The organism is Comamonas sp. 26, from assembly GCF_002754475.1.
GTDB lineage: Bacteria > Pseudomonadota > Gammaproteobacteria > Burkholderiales > Burkholderiaceae_C > Comamonas.
Window position 1 is genome coordinate 1518777 of sequence record NZ_PEFL01000001.1, and the last position, 21471, is coordinate 1540247.

At 58.8% G+C, this 21471-nt stretch carries 22 protein-coding genes; 19 read left to right on the plus strand and 3 right to left on the minus strand.

From position 1 onward, the window contains the following. Window positions 1-16: 16 nt before the first annotated feature. Genes CLU84_RS06960 through CLU84_RS06970 form a run of 3 tightly spaced genes read left to right on the plus strand, consistent with a single transcriptional unit; the run spans window position 17 to window position 2211 of the window. Window positions 17-703 (plus strand): ABC transporter permease, encoded by a 687-nt coding sequence (locus CLU84_RS06960; RefSeq protein WP_099736569.1) that lies wholly within the window; start codon window positions 17-19, stop codon window positions 701-703. After that, window positions 700-1413: an ABC transporter permease gene (locus CLU84_RS06965; RefSeq protein ID WP_099736570.1), complete on the plus strand. Its 714-nt coding sequence runs from the start codon at window positions 700-702 to the stop codon at window positions 1411-1413. Before CLU84_RS06960 ends, CLU84_RS06965 begins: the two co-directional genes overlap by 4 nt. A 21-nt stretch (window positions 1414-1434) precedes the next feature. Then, a complete protein-coding gene (locus CLU84_RS06970) occupies window positions 1435-2211 on the plus strand; it encodes an ABC transporter ATP-binding protein (protein WP_099736571.1) in 777 nt (258 codons plus the stop codon). Between the two features lie 98 nt (window positions 2212-2309). Here the strand turns inward: CLU84_RS06970 and CLU84_RS06975 are convergent, their stop codons facing one another. Continuing rightward, window positions 2310-2615 (minus strand): c-type cytochrome, encoded by a 306-nt coding sequence (locus CLU84_RS06975; RefSeq protein WP_099737904.1) that lies wholly within the window; start codon window positions 2613-2615, stop codon window positions 2310-2312. A gap of 108 nt (window positions 2616-2723) precedes the next feature. On the opposite strand from CLU84_RS06975, the gene CLU84_RS06980 reads away from it, so the two are divergent. The 7 genes from CLU84_RS06980 (at window position 2724) to CLU84_RS07010 (ending at window position 11508) form a co-directional block, all read left to right on the plus strand. Further along, window positions 2724-2963 carry a TIGR04438 family Trp-rich protein gene (locus CLU84_RS06980; RefSeq protein ID WP_099736572.1) on the plus strand — a complete coding sequence of 80 codons (240 nt, stop codon included), beginning with the start codon at window positions 2724-2726 and terminating at the stop codon, window positions 2961-2963. 140 nt (window positions 2964-3103) lie between these two features. Further along, window positions 3104-4960: a dihydroxy-acid dehydratase gene (ilvD, locus tag CLU84_RS06985; RefSeq protein ID WP_099736573.1), complete on the plus strand. Its 1857-nt coding sequence runs from the start codon at window positions 3104-3106 to the stop codon at window positions 4958-4960. A gap of 126 nt (window positions 4961-5086) precedes the next feature. Beyond that, window positions 5087-6121 carry a tripartite tricarboxylate transporter substrate binding protein gene (locus CLU84_RS06990; RefSeq protein WP_233209946.1) on the plus strand — a complete coding sequence of 345 codons (1035 nt, stop codon included), beginning with the start codon at window positions 5087-5089 and terminating at the stop codon, window positions 6119-6121. 157 nt (window positions 6122-6278) lie between these two features. Beyond that, entirely contained in the window at window positions 6279-7112 is an 834-nt protein-coding gene (lgt, locus tag CLU84_RS06995; protein ID WP_199173701.1) for a prolipoprotein diacylglyceryl transferase, read from the plus strand. A gap of 165 nt (window positions 7113-7277) precedes the next feature. Further along, window positions 7278-8693 (plus strand): malonyl-CoA decarboxylase, encoded by a 1416-nt coding sequence (locus tag CLU84_RS07000; RefSeq protein ID WP_099736576.1) that lies wholly within the window; start codon window positions 7278-7280, stop codon window positions 8691-8693. Window positions 8694-8795: 102 nt separating this feature from the next. Then, the gene (locus tag CLU84_RS07005) at window positions 8796-9812 is read left to right on the plus strand and encodes a tripartite tricarboxylate transporter substrate binding protein (RefSeq protein ID WP_099736577.1); all 1017 of its coding nucleotides are present in this window, start codon (window positions 8796-8798) and stop codon (window positions 9810-9812) included. A 142-nt stretch (window positions 9813-9954) separates the two neighbouring features. Continuing rightward, window positions 9955-11508, plus strand: a complete 1554-nt coding sequence (locus CLU84_RS07010) for a malonyl-CoA synthase (protein WP_099736578.1) — start codon at window positions 9955-9957, stop codon at window positions 11506-11508. A gap of 243 nt (window positions 11509-11751) precedes the next feature. Here the strand turns inward: CLU84_RS07010 and CLU84_RS07015 are convergent, their stop codons facing one another. Continuing rightward, window positions 11752-12195, minus strand: a complete 444-nt coding sequence (locus tag CLU84_RS07015; protein ID WP_099736579.1) for a universal stress protein — start codon at window positions 12193-12195, stop codon at window positions 11752-11754. 113 nt (window positions 12196-12308) lie between these two features. On the opposite strand from CLU84_RS07015, the gene CLU84_RS07020 reads away from it, so the two are divergent. The 9 genes from CLU84_RS07020 (at window position 12309) to CLU84_RS07060 (ending at window position 20646) form a co-directional block, all read left to right on the plus strand. Next, complete coding sequence (locus tag CLU84_RS07020; RefSeq protein ID WP_233209947.1) at window positions 12309-14777, plus strand: cation-translocating P-type ATPase; 2469 nt, start codon at window positions 12309-12311, stop codon at window positions 14775-14777. Continuing rightward, entirely contained in the window at window positions 14777-14914 is a 138-nt protein-coding gene (gene ccoS / locus CLU84_RS07025; RefSeq protein WP_099736580.1) for a cbb3-type cytochrome oxidase assembly protein CcoS, read from the plus strand. Before CLU84_RS07020 ends, ccoS begins: the two co-directional genes overlap by 1 nt. 63 nt (window positions 14915-14977) lie before the next feature. Continuing rightward, entirely contained in the window at window positions 14978-16414 is a 1437-nt protein-coding gene (gene ccoN, locus CLU84_RS07030; RefSeq protein ID WP_099736581.1) for a cytochrome-c oxidase, cbb3-type subunit I, read from the plus strand. A gap of 19 nt (window positions 16415-16433) precedes the next feature. Then, a complete protein-coding gene (gene ccoO, locus CLU84_RS07035; RefSeq protein ID WP_099736582.1) occupies window positions 16434-17066 on the plus strand; it encodes a cytochrome-c oxidase, cbb3-type subunit II in 633 nt (210 codons plus the stop codon). Window positions 17067-17083: 17 nt separating this feature from the next. Further along, the gene (locus tag CLU84_RS07040) at window positions 17084-17224 is read left to right on the plus strand and encodes a cbb3-type cytochrome c oxidase subunit 3 (RefSeq protein ID WP_099736583.1); all 141 of its coding nucleotides are present in this window, start codon (window positions 17084-17086) and stop codon (window positions 17222-17224) included. Between the two features lie 27 nt (window positions 17225-17251). Next, the gene (ccoP, locus tag CLU84_RS07045; protein ID WP_099736584.1) at window positions 17252-18169 is read left to right on the plus strand and encodes a cytochrome-c oxidase, cbb3-type subunit III; all 918 of its coding nucleotides are present in this window, start codon (window positions 17252-17254) and stop codon (window positions 18167-18169) included. A gap of 80 nt (window positions 18170-18249) precedes the next feature. After that, window positions 18250-19692 carry a cytochrome c oxidase accessory protein CcoG gene (gene ccoG, locus CLU84_RS07050; protein ID WP_099736585.1) on the plus strand — a complete coding sequence of 481 codons (1443 nt, stop codon included), beginning with the start codon at window positions 18250-18252 and terminating at the stop codon, window positions 19690-19692. A gap of 127 nt (window positions 19693-19819) precedes the next feature. After that, window positions 19820-20125, plus strand: coding sequence for a FixH family protein (locus tag CLU84_RS07055; RefSeq protein ID WP_099736586.1), 306 nt, complete (start codon window positions 19820-19822; stop codon window positions 20123-20125). 257 nt (window positions 20126-20382) lie between these two features. After that, window positions 20383-20646, plus strand: coding sequence for a hypothetical protein (locus CLU84_RS07060; protein WP_099736587.1), 264 nt, complete (start codon window positions 20383-20385; stop codon window positions 20644-20646). Between the two features lie 57 nt (window positions 20647-20703). Here the strand turns inward: CLU84_RS07060 and fnr are convergent, their stop codons facing one another. Further along, complete coding sequence (fnr, locus tag CLU84_RS07065; RefSeq protein ID WP_099736588.1) at window positions 20704-21429, minus strand: fumarate/nitrate reduction transcriptional regulator Fnr; 726 nt, start codon at window positions 21427-21429, stop codon at window positions 20704-20706. Window positions 21430-21471 lie beyond the last annotated feature (42 nt).

The window sequence follows — 21471 nt, forward strand, 5'->3', positions numbered from 1 at the left end:
TCAAGCTTTTGCGCGCATGAGTGACTACTATTTATCCATCCTGCACGGAGCCTTGTTGACGGTGGCGGTATCTATCGCCTCCTTGTGCGTTTCTACGGTGCTGGGTTTGCTGGGAGCGACAGCCAAGCTCTCGAATAAGCGGCCTCTGGTCTGGGTGGCGACGCTTTATACGACGGTGATTCGCGGCATTCCCGAGCTGGTGCTTATGCTGCTGGTTTTTTATGGGGCTGCGATTGGGCTCAACAGCCTGTTCGAGGCCATGGGCTCCGACTTTGTGCTGGACCTGAACCCCTTTGTCGCCGGCGTTGCCACATTGGGCTTTATTTATGGCGCGTATATGACCGAGACATTTCGCGCCGCCATTCTCGCCATTCCGCGTGGGCAGATGGAAGCGGCGTGGGCGTTTGGCATGGGCCCGCTGCAGACATTTTTGCGCATTACGCTACCGCAAATGGTGCGTTATGCCTTGCCGGGCTATACCAACAACTGGTTGGTGCTCATCAAGGCAACGGCTTTGGTCAGCCTGATCGGCTTGCACGATATGACCTATCTTGCCAAGCAGGCCAGTGCAGCGACGCGCCAACCCTTTGTTTTTTTACTGTTTGCAGCGGCTCTGTATCTGGTGTTCACCAGCATGTCCTTATGGGTGCTCAAGCGCCTGAACGCACGCTACAGCCTGGGCACTGAAAAGGTGCAGTTATGAGCTGGGAGATCATCTTTCAGTCAGAGCATCTGGCCATGTACGGGCAGGGGCTGATCACAACCCTGTGGCTGCTGCTGTCCTGCCTCCTGATTGGTTTTGTGCTGGCCATACTCACGGCTCTGGCACTCACCAGTCGCAGCTGGCTGTTGGTTAAGCTGGCAGGCTCCTTTACCTATTTTGTTCGCGGAACGCCGCTGCTCATTCAGGTCTATCTGATTTATTACGGGCTGGGGCAGCTGGAGTGGATTCAGGCGCGCTGGGATGAGGTCTGGCCCTGGACCTATTTCAAGCAACCGTTCTTTTGTGCCTTGCTGGCGTTTGCGCTCAACAATGCAGGCTATACCGCCGAGATGCTGGCTGGCGCCATTCGCGAGACATCTCCTGGCGAAGTAGAGGCGGCGCGGGCCATGGGCATGAGCCGCTTTCAGATCATGCACCGCATCGTGCTGCCCAGTGCCATGCGGCGCACGTTGCCTCCCTATAGCAACGAGGTGGTGCAGATGCTTCACTCCACCAGTCTCGCCAGCGTGGTACCAACCCTCACCGATGTGACGGCCGTTGCCAGCCGCATCTACTCTGATTTTTATCTGCCGTTTGAGGCCTACCTTGCCGCTGCAGTGATTTATCTCTGCGTGACGTTTGCGCTGATTGGTACCTTTCGTCTGCTGGAAAAGCGTTTTCTGGCCTATCTGGCACCGCGCGCGCAATAACTGAGTACCGGTTTCAAATCTATGACATCCACCGCATACAAACTGCAAGCAGAAGGCATTCACAAGAGCTATGGCAGCAACCATGTGCTCAAAGGCGTCACGCTGACCGCCAAAGCGGGTGATGTGGTCAGCCTGATCGGTAGCTCGGGGTCTGGTAAATCCACGTTGCTGCGTTGCATCAACTTGCTGGAAAAGCCTCAACAAGGGCGAATTCTGGTGGCGGGCGAAGAGCTGAAGCTCAAAGCAGGGCGCAGTGGAGAGCTGGAGCCGGTGGACCCCAGACAACTGCAGCAAATGCGCACCAAGCTTGCCATGGTGTTTCAGCATTTCAACCTGTGGGCGCACAAGACAGTGCTGCAGAACATCATTGAGGCGCCTGTGCATGTTCTGGGCCTTGGCAAGGATGAGGCCGTTGAGCGGGCGCGCAAATATCTCAAGCTGGTGGGGCTGGAGGGGCGCGAAGATACCTGGCCCAACCATATGAGCGGTGGCCAGCAACAGCGCGTTGCCATTGCGCGGGCGCTGGCAGTAGAGCCTGAAGTGATGTTGTTTGATGAGCCCACCAGCGCGCTGGACCCGGAGCTGGTCGGTGAAGTGCTTCGCGTCATGCGATTGCTGGCAGAGGAGGGGCGAACCATGGTGGTCGTGACCCATGAAATTGCCTTTGCCCGTGAAGTCTCCAATCACGTGATCTTTTTGCACCAAGGACTGGTGGAAGAGCAGGGTGATCCGCGTGAGGTGCTGCGCAACCCGCAAAGTGAGCGGCTGGCCAAGTTCCTTTCTGGCAGCTTGAAGTAGGGCGCGCTCAGGATGCATTCAATAAAACAAAAAACCGCATGGTAAGCCGATGCGGTTTTTTTGATGGGGCGCTTGTCAGGCCCTTGGGTAGCAGCAGATTACTTCTGTGCCAGCACCCATGCGGCCAGCTTTTTGGCTTCGGCATCGTTGACCTGAGCATTAGCAGGCATGGGGATAGGACCCCACACGCCGGAGCCACCCTTGATGATCTTGGCTGCCAGCTTGTCAGCAGCATCCTTTTGACCTGCATACTTGGCTGCAACATCCTTGAATGCGGGGCCAACCAGCTTCTTGTCGACGGCGTGGCAGGCCATGCAGTTCTTGGACTGGGCCAAAGCCTGGTCAGCCATTGCAGGAGCGATAGCCGCTGCGGACAGAGCGATAGCGATCAGTGTTTGCTTCATCATGAGTTTCCGGGGGGATTTAAAGTTCAAGTTTTAGCGCATTGTAGAGCTTGCATTGTGTACTCTTTGGTATGCACGCTATTTTGACAATTTGAGAGGGGAAGACGTATGTATTTGTTAGGTTTGGCAATTATTTTGTCTTTGCTGAAAGTGGCTGAGATCGGCCCTGTGGCGAGCTGGAGCTGGTGGATCATCTTGGGCGTTTACGGGGCTGCCATTGCCTGGTGGGCGTGGGCAGATGCTTCTGGCTATACCAAGCGCAAAGCCATGGAAAAAATGGATCAACGCAAGAAAGATCGCCTTGAACGTCAGAAGCAGGCGATGGCACCCGGTCAGCGCCGTCGCTGAGTGAATGCTTAGGTGTCGTGATTGACGATGTCTTGCGGGTGTTTTGCCCAATAGCCCGTCATGGGCAGCCTTAGGTCTTGCCGCGGTGCTGGGCCATAATCTGAGGCTCATTCCTCGATAACGTCTTATAGCGAATCCCCATGCCCGCATACCGTTCCAAAACCTCCACTGGCGGCCGCAACATGGCCGGTGCGCGCGCCCTGTGGCGTGCCACCGGCATGAAGGACGGCGACTTTGAAAAGCCCATCATCGCCATTGCCAACTCCTTCACCCAGTTCGTGCCCGGCCACGTGCACCTGAAGGACCTGGGTCAGCTGGTGGCCCGCGAGATTGAAAAGGCTGGCGGCGTGGCCAAGGAATTCAACACCATCGCCGTGGACGATGGTATCGCCATGGGTCACGACGGCATGCTGTATTCGCTGCCCAGCCGTGATTTGATCGCTGACTCGGTCGAGTACATGGTGAACGCCCATTGCGCTGATGCGCTGGTGTGCATTTCGAATTGCGACAAGATCACCCCCGGCATGCTGATGGCCGCCATGCGCCTGAACATTCCGGTGATTTTTGTCTCCGGCGGCCCCATGGAAGCGGGCAAGACCAAGCTGGCCAACCCCGACACCAAAGTCATCGAGTTCAAGAAGCTCGACCTGGTCGATGCCATGGTGATTGCGGCGGATGACCGCTATTCCGACGAGGAAGTGGCGCAAGTCGAGCGTTCTGCCTGCCCCACTTGTGGTTCCTGCTCGGGCATGTTCACCGCCAACTCCATGAACTGCCTGACCGAGGCGCTGGGTCTGTCCTTGCCGGGTAATGGCACTGTGGTGGCCACGCACGCTGATCGCGAAGAGCTGTTCCTGCGCGCCGGTCGCCGCATCGTCGAGCTGGCTCGCCAGCACTACGAGCAGGACGACTACAGCGTGTTGCCACGCTCCGTGGGTTTCAAGGCGTTTGAGAACTGCATCACGCTGGACATCGCCATGGGCGGCTCCACCAACACCATCCTGCACCTGCTGGCCATTGCCAAGGAAGCCGAAATCGACTTCACCATGGCCGATATCGACCGCCTCTCGCGCGTCGTGCCCCAGCTGTGCAAGGTCGCGCCCAATACGCCCAAGTACCACATCGAAGATGTGCACCGCGCAGGCGGCATCATGGCCATCCTGGGTGAGCTGGCACGCGCCGGTAAGCTGCACACCGATGTGCCCACCGTGCATGCCAAGACCATGGCCGACGCGTTGGCCCAGTGGGACATCACCGTCACCCAAGACGAAGCCGTGCGCCACTTCTACATGGCAGGCCCCGCTGGCATTCCCACGCAGGTGGCATTCAGCCAGAACACTCGCTGGCCCAGCCTGGACCTGGACCGTGCCGAAGGCTGCATCCGCAGCTATGAGCACGCCTTCAGCAAAGAAGGCGGCCTGGCTGTGCTGCGCGGCAATATTGCGCTGGACGGTTGCGTGGTGAAGTCCGCCGGTGTGGACGAATCCATTTTGGTGTTTGAAGGCCCGGCCCACGTGGTCGAGTCGCAGGACGAAGCCGTGGCCAATATTCTGGCCGACAAGGTCAAGGCAGGTGATGTGGTCATCGTGCGCTACGAAGGCCCCAAGGGCGGCCCCGGCATGCAGGAAATGCTCTACCCCACCAGCTACATCAAATCCAAGGGTCTGGGCAAGGCCTGCGCGTTGCTGACTGATGGTCGCTTCTCGGGCGGCACCTCGGGCCTGTCCATCGGCCACTGCTCGCCCGAAGCGGCCGCTGGCGGCGCGATTGGTCTGGTGCAGAACGGCGACATCATTCGCATCGACATTCCCAATCGCACCATCAACATGCTGGTTAGCGACGAAGAGCTGGCAAAGCGCCGCGAAGTGCAGGATGCCAAGGGCTGGAAGCCTGTGGAGGCTCGTCCTCGCAAGATCTCCGCAGCACTCAAGGCCTATGCCATGCTGGTGACAAGTGCCGATACCGGTGCCGTGCGTGACCTGACTTTGCTCGACTAAACGACGCTCGGTTACGAGTGTTTCGTCATCGACCGCAGTACGGGCATCCGTGCTGACGGACAATCACACAGCCGCTCGATGCAAATCGCGCGGCTGTTTTTATTGTCTCGCCAGAAAGTGATCTCCATGCCTGCTCCATCCCGTCGTTCCTTCATCATGAAGACCGCTGGTCTGGGGTGCAAAGTCTGCGGTTGGGGCTTGCTGGCGCTGATGAGTGCTGGCGCGGTGCAGGCTGCTGATGCGCGCTACCCGCAGCGGCCCGTCAGGCTGGTGGTGCCTTTCACGGCCGGGGGCTCCACCGATCTCGTGGCGCGCGTCATTGCAGATACCATGCACGCCAGTCTCGGTCAGCCCGTGGTGGTCGACAACCGCTCGGGTGCCAGTGGCCTGATCGGCGCAGAAGCCGTGGCCAATGCCGCGCCGGATGGCTACACCATTGGCCTTGGCACCATCAGCACGCTGGTTGTGAATCCGGTCATGCTGCCGCAGTCTGCAAGGCTTGATCAGGCCAAAGCCCTTGTCCCCGTGGTGGCGCTGGCGTCCATCCCCTCGGTGTTTTCTGTGCATCCCAATCTGGGTGTGCACCACTATGGGCAGGTCATCGCGCTGGCACGCAGCAAGCCGGGGCAGCTCAATATTGGCTCGGCCGGTGTGGGCTCCATTGGTCATTTGATTGCCGAACGCATCAATGCCGACCTCAAGATCAAGCTGCACCACATCCCTTACAAAGGTCAAGGCCCGGTCGTCAGCAGTGCGCTCTCGGGCGAGACCCATGTGCTCAGCGATCAATACCCCTCATCGGCCCCGCATGTGGCTGCGGGTCGACTGACGCCATTTGCGGTGGCCGCCCAAGAACGCTTGCCGGCCTTGCCGCAGGTGCCTACTTTCAAGGAACTGGGCTATCCCGCGCTCAATGATCTGGCGATTACCTGGTTTGGCATCGTCGCGCCAGCGGGCACGCCGCCTGTCGTGGTGAACAAACTCAACAGCGCCGCTAACGCCGCCTTGCAGGATGCTGCGGTGCAGGAGCGGCTGCAGAGCATGGGTGTACAGGCCTTGGGTGGTGCGCCGCAGCGACTCAGTAGCCTGATCGACGAGACCAGTCTTACCGTGCGTCAGACGGTTCGAGAGCAGGGCTTGCAGCCTGCTGCGGCGCGTTGAATGATCAGCCCTTGAGAGGGTTGAACTCGCAAAAAGATAGCTGCTTGCGCTTAATGAATAAGGCCTAGGGGCTGATTTTGCTTCAAACTGCTTCTGACGCGCTATCTGCCTGAGCGGTTTCGCCGAAAAGTCACCGGCCTGCGGCACAATGCCTGTCATGCTGATGTATCCGCAAATCGATCCCGTTGCCTTGCAAGTTGGCCCACTGGCCGTGCACTGGTATGGCCTGACTTATCTGATGGCGTTTGGCCTGTTCCTGTTTCTCGGAACAAGACGCCTGCTCCATCCGCCGTTCAAATACATGACGGGTGATAGAGCCTGGTCGCGCAGAGATGTAGAGGACATCCTCTTTCTTGGCGTGGTGGGCGTGGTGGTAGGGGGACGTATTGGCTACTGCCTGTTCTACAAGCCTGGCTACTACCTCTCGCACCCCCTGGAGATTTTTGCGGTCTGGCAAGGCGGCATGGCATTTCACGGCGGGCTTCTGGGTGTAATCGTCTCCATGATCTGGTTTGCGCGCTCGCGCAAGCGCAACTGGCTTGAAGTTGCAGATTTTGTAGCACCCTGCGTGCCTACCGGGCTGGCTGCAGGCCGCATTGGCAATTTCATCAATGGTGAACTCTGGGGCCGTTTTGCCAGCGCAGACTTGCCTTGGGCCATGGTGTTCCCGCAAAGCGGCTCCACGCTGCCGCGCCATCCTTCGCAGATTTATCAGTTCTTGATGGAAGGTCTGCTGCTGTTCATCATTCTCTGGTTGTATGCCCGCAAAGAGCACAAGCCCGGTCAGGTAGCCGCCGTCTTCCTCGTGGGCTATGGCGCCTTCCGCTTTATTGCCGAGTACTTCCGCCAGCCTGATGATTTTCTGGGCATTCTGTCGCTGGGCATGAGCATGGGCCAGTGGCTGTGCATCCCCATGATTGCGGCCGGTATTTTCATGTGGGCTGTGTGCGGCAAGCGCCCTGCATACGATGTGCAGCGAACTGTTGCCTGAACAGGCTCTTGCGCATTTTTCACCCAACGCAGACTTCGGTCTGCGTTTTTTATTTCGGCGCTGATTCCTTCAAAAACTCTGCTCATAATGCTGAAAAGCGTTACTGCATCAGCGGTACTTGCTTCGTCAATGAGAGCAACAAAGCGCAAGGACAAGGAGAGCAATATGGGTTGGGCAGCAGACTGGATTGAGCAAACCAAACTGTGGGCGCGCGGTGCCGAAGGCGATAAGGGAGATGCCCTGCACCGCCCGCTGGCGCTGCGGCTGGAGGCCACCTTGCGGCGCGGGCAGGAATCGCTGTCTCCGCGTGAGCTTCGCCGTTTGCTGCAAGACATGCAGCAGGTGGCTGATGCCTCGCTCAGCGATGTAGAAGGTGGCCGTTACGCCCAGGTGCTGATGGACTGGTATGCCAAGGCCGAGCTGCCAGCGCGCAAGGACTTTTGGCTGCTGGCCATTGAAAAATTCGGCCCTGATGCCAAAGCCTTGCAGGCTGCCCGCGACCGTTATGACAAGGCCAGCAGCGATGTCGAGCGCAGCGAAGCCGAAATGGCTTTGCGCCGCGCGCTGATCTCGTCGCGCACGCGGCTGCTGCAGCGCTTTGCTCAGCCGCAAGGGGGGATGGGCTTTCTCGTCAATATGCGTGCCGATCTGCTGGCCTTGCCCAAGGCCGAGCAGCGTTATGTGGCGCTGGATGCGGAGCTGGAGCATTTGTTCTCCAGCTGGTTCGATGTGGCGCTGCTGGAGCTCAAAAGTATCAACTGGGACTCGCCCGCATCGCTGCTGGAAAAGCTGATTCAGTACGAAGCTGTGCACGATATTCGGAGCTGGGCCGATCTGAAGAACCGGCTCGACAGCGACCGTCGCTGCTACGGCTTTTTCCACCCGCGCATGCCCAACGTGCCGCTGATCTTTGTGGAAGTCGCGCTGCTGGACAAGATGGCGGGCAGCATGGCACCGCTGCTGGATGAGTCGGCGGCTGCCGCTGATCTCTCCAAAGCCAACACCGCCATTTTCTATTCCATCAGCAACACGCAGACGGGTCTCAAGGGCGTGAGCTTTGGCGATTCGCTCATCAAGCATGTGGTGGAGACGCTGACGCAGGAATTTCCAAAGCTCAAGCAATTCGCCACGCTGTCGCCCATTCCGGGTCTGCGCAGCTGGTTGGCCAAGAATGGCGATGCCGTGCTGGCTGAGCTGGACGACAAGCAGAAGGCAGCGCTGGAAAAGGTCGCTGGCGGAGTGAGCGCTGCGCAATTGCTGGGCGCGCTGGATGATCCGGGGTCGCTGCCTGAGAAGTCGGTGGTGCGTGGGGCCGTCATGTTTTGCGTAGCCCGCTATCTGGGGCGGGAAACTGCCAAGGGGCGCCCGCTCGATGCCGTGGCACGCTTCCATTTGGGCAACGGTGCACGCGTGGAGCGTCTGAACTGGGCGGCAGATCTGTCGACCAAAGGCCTCAAGCAATCCATGGGACTGATGGTCAACTATCTCTATGACCTGAAGCGCCTGGACAAGCACCGCAGCCTGCTGGCGCAGGGCAAGATTCCCGTTTCCTCGGAGATTGAATCGCTGTGCAAGGGATGAGTGCATAGCGTTTTGTTGTGCCTGCCTTTGCCGCCCTGCGTCGCCTAACCACAAGCCCGGCTGCAGCTTTGCTGCCGACCGGGCACGCCAAGGAGACAGAGCATGCAGGACTTTTCGACAAAGAGCTTGGGTTTGCAGCGCCGTTCGCTGCTTCAAACGGCTGGGGCGCTGTCGGCAGCCAGTGCTGCGGGCTGGGCAGGGCTTGCTCGCGCCGCTGACTGGCCCGCCAGACCGGTAAACCTGATCGTGCCGTTTCCGGCTGGCGGCGGAACTGACACTTTTGCCCGTCCGTTTTCGGCCCAATTTGCCAAGATCTCTGGCAAGACGCTGGTGATTGATAACCGCGGTGGTGCGGGTGGCACGCTGGGTGCCAGCATTGCGGCCAAAGCTGCGGCGGATGGCTACAACTTCTTCATGGGCGGCACCCATCATGTGATTGCGCCCTCGGTCTACCCCAAGCTCGAATACGATCTGGAGCGCGATTTCATTCCGCTGGCACTACTGGCCAGCGTGCCGCAGGTGGTGGTGGTCAACCCCAAGAAGGTGCAGCACACCACTTTGCAGGCGCTGGTGAATGATTTGCGTGCCAACCCCGGCAAATACAACTATGCGTCCGCAGGGCCGGGCTCATCCCACCACTTGGCGGGTGAGCTGTTCAAGCTGCAGACCAAGACCCAGATCACCCACATTCCTTACAAGGGCGCAGGGCCGGCGCTACAAGATTTGATAGCCGGTAATGTGGATATGCTGTTTGACGGCCTGGGCTCATCGGCCCAGCATATCAAGGGCGGGCGTATCAAGGCGCTGATGGTGGCGGGTGCGCAGCGCAACCCGGCCTTCCCCGATGTGCCTTGTGCGACCGAGTGCGGTTTGCCTGATTTCACCGTGACCACTTGGTACGGCCTGTGGGCGCCCAAGGCCACGCCAGCGGCCGTACAGCAGCAGATGCTGGAAGAGGTGCGCAAGATTGGCGCGGCCGACGATATCAAGTCGGCCTGGGCCAAGAACGGCGCTGACTATGGGCAGCTGAGCCAGTCGCAATTTGCCAGCATGGTGCAAAGCGAGATACAGCGTTGGGCACATGTGGTCAAGGCGGCGGGGGTGAAGATAGATTCTTAACTCCCGGCGTCCCCCTTCTCGCCTGGTGGAAGGGGATGACTCCCTCGCTTCCGGGCGGAGTGCCTCAATCCAGGTCCTATGATGGACTTGCACTGTTTTTGCTTTTACTGTTTTTGAGTCTGACTGAATCACGTTGACCGACATGCACCAAGCCAATCTTTACAGCGCGCTGCGCGCTGCGTTTCCTGCGGATCTTCAAAAAACGGCGGTAGAGGCCATTGAGCCAGACGGCCAGAGTCTGTATTACAGCTGGGCCGATCTGGAGCATGGCAGCGCGCGCATGGCCAATTTGCTGGCATCGCTCAATCTGCCAGAAGGCAGCCGCATTGCGGTGCAGGTGGAAAAATCGGTTGAAGCCATGATGCTTTACCTCGCCACGCTGCGCAGCGGTCATGTGTTTTTGCCGCTGAACACCGCTTATCAAAGTGCCGAGATGGAGTACTTCATCACCAATGCCGAGCCAGCGGTGGTGGTGTGCGCGCCTGGTTGCTTTGGCTGGGTGTCCAAGATTGCGTTCACTAGCGGCGTGGGCCATGTCTACACGCTGGGCACAGACCGTACGGGCACGCTGCTGGACCGCGCTGCGCACCACAGTGATGAGCATCAGGTGGTAGCCCGCAAGGTGGATGATCTGGCGGCCATTCTCTACACCAGTGGCACCACCGGGCGTAGCAAGGGTGCCATGCTCAGCCACGGCAATCTGCTCAGCAATGCGGCGATGCTCAAGGTGTACTGGGATTGGCAGGCCGATGATGTGCTGATTCATGCCTTGCCCATCTTTCACGTGCACGGCCTGTTTGTGGCCATTCACGGGGCGCTGCTCAATGGCAGCCCCATGATCTGGTTTGCTAAGTTCGAGCCTGAGGCGGTGATGGCTCGCTTCAAGGATGCGACCGTTTTCATGGGGGTGCCCACGCTGTATGTGCGCATGCTGGCCGATGCAAGGCTGGACCGCGACATGGCTGCCCACATGCGTCTGTTTATCTCGGGCTCGGCCCCAATGCTGATCGAGACCTTCCGTGCCTGGAAGACGCGCACCGGTCACACCATTCTGGAGCGCTATGGTATGAGCGAGACGATCATGCTGACCTCCAACCCCTGCCAGCCCGATGCCCGCTATGGCAACGAGTCCGAGCGCCGTGGCGGCACCGTGGGATTTCCGCTTCCCGGTGTGGGCGTGCGGGTTCATGGGGATGACGGCAAGCCGCTGGCGGCGGGCGAGATTGGCAATATTGAAGTGCAGGGTCCGAACGTCTTTGCAGGCTACTGGCGTATGCCAGAGAAAACGGCCGAAGAGTTCACTCGTGACGGCTGGTTCAAGACCGGCGACGTGGGCATGCAGGATGCTCGGGGCTACTTCAGCATCGTCGGGCGCAGCAAGGACTTGATCATCTCGGGCGGCTACAACGTTTACCCGGCTGAGGTGGAAGCCTTTATCAATGACCTGGCTGGGGTAGATGAAAGCGCGCTGGTGGGTGTGCCGCACCCGGACTTTGGCGAGGTGGGCGTAGCCGTCATCGTGCCGCGCAAGGGCGCGCAGGTGGATGGGCAGAAAATTCTGGAGTCTCTCAAAACCCGGCTCGCCAATTTCAAGGTGCCAAAGCGCTGCTATGTGGTGGAAAGCCTGCCGCGCAACACCATGGGCAAGGTGCAAAAAAAGCTGCTGCGCGATCAGTATCAGAAAGAGTTTTCCTGATCGACTTGGGCGTGAGCGCAGGCAGGGAAAGGCGATTCACTGCCCCGGGTGCGTGTCAAATGTTGGCTTTACGCCTCAGGATTGAATCCTTTGCAGGTGCTTGTCTTTTGACTTGACTCCTGAAAAGTGAGCTGCTGGCGCCTGTATTTAATCAAAATCAGTGAGCAATCGCTCAAAAAATAAAGCAGCTTGTACGCAAGCTGCTTTTGTTTTATGAGCGTTACCTCATTAACCCCGGGGTACTTAACGCAGCACCAGAACGGGCACATGCGAGTGCGTCAGCACATGCTGAGTTTCGCTGCCCAGCAGCAGGCGCTGCAGGCCCTTGCGGCCGTGCGATGCCATGACGATCAGATCGCAGTCGTGCTTTTTGGCAGCTTCCACAATCGATTCGGCCACCAGATCGGAGTGAGCGATTTGGGTGGTGACAGTGACTTTTCGCTCGTGGCCAAAGGCTTTGATGCCGTCCAGCAGTGTCTGAGCTTGCTGCGTCCACTGCTCTTCGATGCGCTTGGCTTCCTTGATGTCCAGCAGGTCGGTGCCTTCCAGGTAGCTGCGCGGATAGTGCGAGACGACCTTCAGCGCAAGCACGCTGGCGCCACACAAAGCGGCCAGATCAAGGCCAGCATGCACGGCCTTGTCCGAGAGTTCAGTGCCGTCGGTTGCAATCAGGATTCGGTTGTACATAGTGCTCTCCTTGTTGGTTGATAGCCTTGTTGAATACAAGCATAAGTAGATTGGGCAGTTAACGGTTGATTAATGTCAAGGTCGTTATCATCTGACGTCGTTACGCTTGAAACATGTCCCAACACCCGAATATCCAGCCCACCACGGCGGAGCAAGCTGTTGCTGACACTGGTTTTCTGAACTCGCCACAGACGCTTACGCATCTGCTGGACGACCCGCAAGAATGGAGCTCATTTGGCCGCCCCGCCGGCCAAAGCTCCAAGGCTCCAATCTCCGAAAATACAACCGAGTCTCCGGTGTGGGACTCTTTTGTAGTTTTGGAGGGCATGCACTGTGCTGCGTGCGCGCTAACCATCGAGGAGGCGCTTCGCGCCGTTCCCGGGGTTCAGGCTGCCGAAGTCAGTGCTGCAACGCGCCGAGCCCGTGTCGAGTGGCGTCCCGCCGATGTGCTTCCATCCCAGTGGATGGAGGCCGTTGCGCGCGCCGGTTACCGCGCCCTGCCTGCACGTGACGCCTTCGCGCGTGAGCTGCGCCAAGCCGAAACACGCCGCGCGCTGTGGCGCTGGCTGGTGGCCGGCCTGTGCATGATGCAGGTGATGATGTATGCATGGCCTGCGTACACGGCCATCCCTGGCGATTTGTCGCTGGAAATGGAGACGCTGCTGCGCTGGGCATCGTGGGTGATTTCTTTGCCCGTGGTGCTGTTTTGCTGCGGCCCGTTTTTCAAGAGCGCGCTCAAAGACATTACCCAGCGCCGCGTGAGCATGGATTTGCCCGTGGCCATTGGCATGCTGATCACCTTCATCATCAGCACCCTGGGCACGTTTGACCCGACGGGGCCTTTTGGTCAGGAAGTCTTTTTTGACTCGCTGACCATGTTCGTCTTCTTCCTGCTCACTGGTCGCTGGCTGGAGCTGCGCCTGCGCGACCGCACGGCTGGCGCATTGGAAGCGGTAATGAACCGCCTGCCCGATTCGGTGCTGCGCCAGCAGGCCGATTCGGACGAGTTTGAGCGCGTGGCCACACGCCGCCTGCGCGTGGGCGATGTGGTGCGTGTGCTGACCGGCGAAGCCTTCCCGGCGGACGGCCATATTGTGCGCGGCACCACCCATGCAGATGAAGCGCTGCTGACCGGTGAATCCACCCCCGTTTTGCGCACTGAGGGCGATGCAATCACCGCTGGTAGCTATAACTTGGATAGCGTGGTGGATGTGCGCGTGGATAGCGTGGGAGAGGGCACCCGCTTTGCGCAAATCGTCAATTTGATGGAAAGCGCCTCGCTGCAAAAACCCACGCTGGCCCAGCTGGCCGACAAAGTGGCGCGCCCCTTCCTCATTGTGGTGCTGTTGGCTGCGCTGGCTGCTGCCGTCTGGTGGTGGCCTACCGACCCCGGCAAGGCACTGATGGTGGCAGTGGCCGTGCTCATCGTGACTTGCCCTTGCGCGCTGTCTCTGGCCACACCCGTGGCCATGCTGACAGCTGCTGGCACCTTGGCGCGCAGCGGCGTGCTAGTGCGTAATCTGCAAGGCCTTGAAGCGCTGGCTGCGGTGGACACGCTGGTGTTCGACAAAACAGGCACGCTGACCCGGGATGGCATGATACTGCGGGCTTTTACGCCAGCCGCAGGCCAGAGTACAGATGATGCGCTGACGCTGGCTGCCTTGCTGGCCCGCCAGTCCATGCACCCGGCATCGAAAGCGCTGGCGCAGGCTGCGGTGGTGGCTGAGCTGCCTGCCAGCGACTGGTTGCTGGATTCTGTGCAGGAAGTAGCCGGCAGCGGACTGGACGCCTGGGTTCAGGCCCGTGATGAAGTGTTGGGCACTGCAGGTCGCCGCCGTCATCTGCGCCTGGGCTCTGCTGCGCATGTGCAGGTAGCGGAGCTGGCACCTCAAGAGCCGGGCCAGAGCGTGATGCTGGCCGAAGAATTGCAAGGGCGCTGGGTTGCGCTGGCCGAGTTTCACCTCAGCGAGGATGTACGCCCCGAAGCGGCGCAGGTGATTGCAGAGCTCAAGCAGCAGGGTGTCAGTGTGCACCTGCTCTCCGGGGATCGATCTGCAGCTGTAAAAGCAGTGGCCGCCAAGCTTGGTATCGAGCAGGCCAAGGGCGACTGCAAGCCACAGGACAAGCTGGCCGCCATGCAGGCGGAACAGGCCGCAGGCCACAAGGTTGCGATGGTGGGCGATGGTCTGAATGACGGCCCAGTTTTAGCTGGAGCGCATGTCTCTTTTGCTTTTGGTAGAGCAGTGCCGCTGGCACAATCACGATCAGACTTCGTGGTACTGGGAGACAGCCTGGAGTTAGTGCTGCAAAGCCTGTTGCTGGCCCGACGGACCTTGTCCGTGGTGCGCCAGAACCTGGGTTGGGCAGCAGCCTATAACGCGATCTCTATTCCTCTGGCCCTGATGGGCTGGATGCCTGCCTGGCTGGCAGGGCTTGGCATGGCGCTGAGCTCTTTGCTGGTCGTCGCGAACGCAGCCCGTCTTGCACGTGCGTTGCCGCTGCAGGTTGCAAATAGCCACGCGTCTGACCCCGCGCATCTTGCGCCGGGCACCGTCATGCCACTGACCCAAGGAGGCCGCTGATGGACATTCTCTATGTATTGATACCGCTTTCGGTCGTGCTGGTGCTAGCCATCGTGGCCGCTCTGTGGTGGGCGGTTTACCGGGGTCAGTTCGAGAGTGTGGAACAAGAAGGTGAGCGCATTCTTCGCGACGATTGATGTGGCTCAACGAGCCAGATGAGAAACCAATGAACACTTTGCAAGAAATCTAAGAGGTGCCCGATGGAAGCAACAAATAACAAAGCTGTCTATTACGACGATACCGTCGTAAGGCAGTTCTCTATCATGGCCGTGGTGTGGGGGGTGGTTGGTATGGCTGTGGGCGTGTTTATCGCGTCCCAGCTGGCCTGGCCGGAACTCAACTTCGGCATTCCCTGGCTGAGCTACGGGCGTCTGCGTCCGCTGCATACCAATGCCGTCATCTTTGCCTTTGGTGGCTCGGCGCTGTTTGCGACCAGCTACTACGTGGTGCAACGCACCTGCCAGACCAAGCTGTTCATGCCCAAGCTGGCCAGCGTCACGTTCTGGGCCTGGCAACTGGTCATCGTGGGTGCGGCTATCAGCCTGCCCATGGGCTACACACAGGGCAAGGAATATGCTGAGCTGGAATGGCCTCTGGACCTGCTGATCGCAGTGACCTGGGTGTCCTACGCCATCGTGTTCTTCGGCACCATCGGTATCCGCAAGGTCAAGCACATCTACGTGGCTAACTGGTTCTTCGGTGCCTTCATTCTGGCCGTGGCCCTGCTGCACATCGTCAACAACATCTCCGTGCCTGCGGGCTGGATGAAGAGCTACTCGGCTTACGCCGGTGTGCAGGACGCGATGGTTCAGTGGTGGTACGGGCACAACGCCGTGGGCTTCTTCCTGACCGCTGGCTTCCTGGGCATGATGTATTACTTCATCCCCAAGCAGGCCGGTCGTCCCGTGTACTCGTATCGCCTGTCGATCGTGCACTTCTGGGCGCTGATCTTCACGTACATGTGGGCGGGTCCTCACCACCTGCACTACACCGCGCTGCCTGACTGGACACAGTCCGTGGGCATGGTGTTCTCGCTGATTCTGCTGGCTCCCAGCTGGGGCGGCATGATCAACGGCATCATGACGCTGTCGGGTGCATGGCACAAACTGCGCGACGATCCTATCCTGCGCTTCCTGATCGTGTCCCTGTCGTTCTACGGCATGTCCACTTTCGAAGGCCCAATGATGGCCATCAAGACCGTCAACGCGCTGTCGCACTACACCGACTGGACCGTGGGTCACGTTCACTCCGGCGCTCTGGGCTGGGTGGGTCTGATCACCATGGGTTCGCTCTACTACCTGATTCCCCGTCTGTTCGGCCGCGAAAAAATGCACTCCGTGCCCGCGATTGAGCTGCACTTCTGGATGGCCACCATCGGCATCGTGCTGTACATCGCTGCCATGTGGATTGCCGGTGTGATGCAGGGCCTGATGTGGCGCGCAGTCAACCCCGATGGCACGCTGACTTACACCTTCGTGGAAAGCGTGAAGGCGACCTATCCCTTCTACGTGATTCGCGTCACCGGTGGTCTGCTGTATCTGGGCGGCATGCTGGTGATGGCCTGGAACACCTTTAAGACCGCCATGGCTGGCCGTCCCGTGAAGGTGGCGGTGCCTGCCTTGGTGGCCCACGCCTGAGCATTGAGGAGCAATAGCAATGTCTGATCAAAATAACGCAGCTCCCAAGAGCTTTTCCCACGAGAAGATCGAGACCAGCAACTTTTTGCTGATCGCGCTGACTCTGTTCGTGCTGGCCATTGGTGGTCTGGTGGAAATTGTTCCTCTGTTCTTCCAGAAGTCCACCACGGAAGCCGTGGCGGGCCTCAAGCCCTACACCCCCATGCAGCTGATGGGCCGCGACGTCTATCTGCGCGAAGGTTGCTACAACTGCCACTCGCAGATGATTCGCCCCTTCCGCGCCGAGACCATGCGCTACGGCCACTACTCGGTGGCGGGTGAGTTCGTCTACGACCACCCCTTCCAGTGGGGTTCCAAGCGTACCGGTCCCGACCTGCACCGCGTGGGCGGCAAGTACAGCGACGAATGGCATCGCATTCACCTGAACAACCCCCGTGACGTGGTGCCTGAGTCGAACATGCCGGCTTACCCCTGGCTTGAGACCAGCAAGGTTGACGACACCGTAGTCGCTCAGCGCATGAGCGCTCTGCGCAAGGTGGGCGTGCCTTACACCGACGCGGAAATCGCAGGTGCACAGGCTGAAGTCAAGGACAAGACCGAGATGGAGGCTGTGATCTCCTATCTGCAGGTCCTGGGCCGCGCCGTCAAGTAACAGAGGAAGGGCTGGAAATGGATATCACCACCATGCGCATCCTTGCCACGCTGGCATCGATGGCTTGCTTCATCGGCATCTGGTGGTGGGCATATGCCCACCGCAACCAGGCCCGTTTTGACGAAGCAGCTCAGTTGCCCTTCCTGCAGGAAGACTGAGCCGGTCCACCATAACGAGAACATTCCATGAGCGATTTCGTAAACAATTTCTGGTCGGTGTATGTCGCGGCGATTACGCTGATCGGCATCTTTGGCTGCTTGCTGCTGCTGATTCTGGTGGCGCGCAAGAAGGTTGACTCCGCTGGAGACAACACCACAGGCCATGTCTGGGACGAAGACCTGCGCGAACTCAACAACCCCATGCCCAAGTGGTGGATGGGTCTGTTTGTGATCACCGTGATCTTTGGTCTGGGCTACCTGGTTGCCTACCCCGGTCTGGGTGCCTTCAATGGCAAGCTGGACTGGAGCCAGAACGGCGCCTATGAGCGTGAAATGGCCAAGGCCAAAGCAGATCTGGAGCCCATGTACGCCAAGTTCACCAGCATGCCCACCGAGGAAATGGCCAAGGACCCCCAAGCCATGGCCATCGGCGAGCGTCTGTTCATGAACAACTGCGCGCAATGTCACGGCTCTGATGCCCGCGGCAGCAAGAGCTTCCCCAATCTGGCGGATGGCGACTGGCTGCACGGCGGCTCTCCTGAAAAAATCAAGGAGACCATCAGCAACGGCCGCATCGGCATGATGCCTCCCATGGCAGCTGCCGTGGGTACGGCCGATGATGTGCGCAATGTTGCCAACTATGTGCTGAGCCTGTCGGGCAGCCCTCACGATGCTGTCAAGGCGTCGCTGGGTAAATCCAAGTTTGTGGCCTGCGCGGCTTGCCACGGCATGGATGGCAAGGGCAACCCCGCTCTGGGCGCGCCGAACCTGAGCGATGACATCTGGCTGCATGGCTGGGGCGAAGCAGCTATCGTCAATATCGTCAACAACGGCAAGCACAATGAAATGCCTGCCCAGAAGGAAAAATTGACGGAAGCACAAATTGCTGTGCTGGCTTCTTATGTCTGGGGTCTGTCTCACAAAGACGGCGCCGTACAAAAGTAATGGCCATTGAAAGCGGCGCTTCGAGCGCCGCTTTTTGCCGTTTGAATTTTCAGAAGTTTCAGAAGTATTAAGGAAGCTCCATGCAATCCGATAAAGGGAAGCATCGCAAGATCATTCCCATTGCACCCGCAGAGCCTGAAAGTGGCACCGATAAGGTGCCGATGTTTGTGTCGGAGAAGAAGGTGTACTCGCGCTCCATCTCCGGCTTGTTTGCCCGCTGGCGCTGGGCGATGGTGATTCTGACGCAGCTGTTCTTCTATGGCATGCCCTGGCTGCAATGGGGCGAGCGTCAGATGCTGCTGTTCGATCTGGAAGCACGGCGTTTTTACATCTTTGGACTGGTTCTGTATCCGCAGGACTTTATCTATTTGACGGGCCTGCTGATCATCTCGGCACTGGCTCTGTTTTTGTTTACGGCAGTCGCAGGGCGCCTGTGGTGCGGCTTCTCCTGCCCGCAGACGGTCTATACCGAGATCTTTGTCTGGATTGAGAGCAAGGTCGAAGGCGAGCGCAGCGCGCGCATACGCCTGGACAAGAACGGCTGGACGTTTGAAAAAATCTGGAAGAAGTCGCTCAAGCAATTCCTCTGGATTGCGGTGGCGCTGTGGACCGGTTTCACCTTTGTCGGCTACTTTGTACCGATCCGCGAGCTGGCCGTGCAACTGCTGGCCCTGCAAGGCAACTGGCAGATGTTCTGGGTGCTGTTCTACGCGTTTGCGACCTATGGCAACGCAGGCTATATGCGCGAGCAGGTCTGCAAATACATGTGCCCCTATGCACGCTTTCAGAGCGCCATGTTTGACAACGACACCATGGTTGTCAGCTACGACGGTGAGCGCGGAGAACCGCGAGCCCCGCGCACCAAGAAAGACGACGCCAAGGCCCTGGGTCTGGGCGACTGCATTGACTGCAATATGTGCGTGCAGGTCTGCCCTGTGGGGATCGACATCCGCAAAGGCTTGCAGTACGAGTGCATTGGCTGCGGTTTGTGCATTGATGCCTGTAACTCCGTCATGGACAAGATGGAGTACCCGCGCGGGCTGATTCGCCTGACCACGCAAAACGCCATTACCCGTGCGTGGAAACATGCCCAGGTGATTCGCCGCATCTTCCGCCCGCGTGTACTTATTTACACAGCGGTGCTGGTAGTGCTCAGCACGGCCATGATTGCCAGTCTGGTCATGCGAGAGCCGCTGAAGGTCGACGTGATTCGTGACCGTGCGGCGCTGTCGCGCATTGTGGCCGGCGGCAAGCTGGAGAACGTCTATCGCCTGCAGATCATGAACGCCACCGAGTCCGAGCAGCGCTACCGCATCAGCGCAACCGGGCTGGATCATCTGGAAGTGGCGTCTGAGCAGGAAGTCGTTGTCGGCCCGGCCGAAACACGCGGTATTGCGGTGCGTCTGCAGATTCCGTATGGCTCGGCAGCGCCTGGCTCGCACCCGGTTTACTTCAATCTGGATGCGGTGAAGGCTGGGTCTGGAAAGGTCTCTGAAAAGACCGTCTTCCTGGTGCCACGCTAAAGCGTGCGTGATCTCAGAAATGCATCTCTGAGATCACGCAAGGACATCGCCAATCGGCAACAATTTGCAGTGCGTGCCAGCCATGATCTGGCGTGCACTGCAGAATCACTGAATAAGAGGTTTCATCATGTCGGCAGCACAAGCCAAGGCCACGAAAGCGGTCAAGATTATTCACCCCGAGGATGGCAAACCCTGGTGGAAATTTGCCCATGTCTGGCTCGTGATTTCCGGCCCCTTAGTGGTGGTGATTGCGGGTGTGGTGACGGCTTATATTGCAATGAGCAGGCCTGATCCCGTGATCGACCCTGACTACTACCGCCATGGTCTGGAGATCAACCAGCGCCTGTCCGAGAACGAGAAAAGTCTGGCCCCGGCCGTCACCGGTCGCAACCATGCGGCAACGCCTGCCAAGGATCACCCGACCGACCGCTGAAGTCGTCGCAAGACTTCCATCTCAAGGCCGCTTTGCGGCCTTTGTTGTTGCTGCCTTGAAAATAGGAGCGTTTAGCGCTTGATCTACTTGGCTTATAGATATGAAAGATCTTGATATCAATTAGCAGAAGGCGCTAGATGCTCTTGAAATCATAGTGATTCAGGGTTTTCCGCCTTGGTGCATGCCCGTGAGGTGGTGTTTGAAGTCACAACACTTGTGCAAAATACGATCAAACCCACGATCCAAGGAGATTCGCGATGGAAGCTCGACGCTGGATATGGATTGTCTGGCCTGCCTTTCTGGCGGCAGCAATCATGGAGCTGGTGGTATTTGCCTTTGTGGACCCGCTGGATGTGCACTGGCTAGGCTCACCAATGGAATGGTCGCGCAGCGCCATCTATACCGTGGCCTTTTTTGCCTTCTGGGCGGTTTCTATCATCGGCGCCCTGATGACGGTCGCGCTGGGGCGCTCAGCCAGTGATTTGAACGGCGGTATTGTCTCTTCTCCGCAGCCTGATTAAGGCGCGCTGCAAAAACAAAAAGCCCGCTGATGCGGGCCTTGTTTCTGGAGTTAATGCTCAATCAGCTCTGCATTGCTGGCTATTGACGATGCGCTTGAGCGCCTCGGTATCCAGAATGCGCAGGTGGCGCTGCTTGACTTCCACAATGCCTTCTTCGGCAAACTTGGAGAAAGTGCGGCTCACGGTCTCAAGCTTGAGGCCCAGGTAGCTGCCAATTTCTTCGCGCGTCATACGCAGCACCAGCTCTGACTTGGAAAAACCACGGGCCGCCAGGCGCTGCACCAGGTTCAGCACAAAAGCGGCCAGACGCTCTTCAGCGCGCATGCTGCCCAGTAGCAGCATCACGCCATGCTCGCGCACGATTTCACGGCTCATGACCTTATGCACGTGGTTTTGCAGGGCCGTGACTTCGCGCGAGAGCTGCTCAAGCTTGTCAAACGGCATGACGCAGACTTCGGCATCTTCCAGCGCCACAGCATCGCAGGTGTGGTGGTCGTTGACGATGCCATCCAGTCCAATGATTTCGCCCGCCATCTGAAAGCCCGTAACCTGATCGCGACCGTCTTCGGTGGCGACGCTGGTCTTGAAGAAGCCTGTGCGAATCGCGTACAGCGAGGTGAAGTCTTCACCGTTGCGAAACAGCAGCCCGCCACGCTTGATCTTGCGGCGTGTGGCCACAATTTCGTCAATGCGCTCCATTTGTTCATCGTCCAGGCCCATGGGCATGCACAGTTCACGCAGATTGCAGTTGGAGCAGGATGCTTTGATGGTCTGAAGATTCATGGGCTTTTAGCAACGGCACAGACAGACTTCAATAAGAGAGTC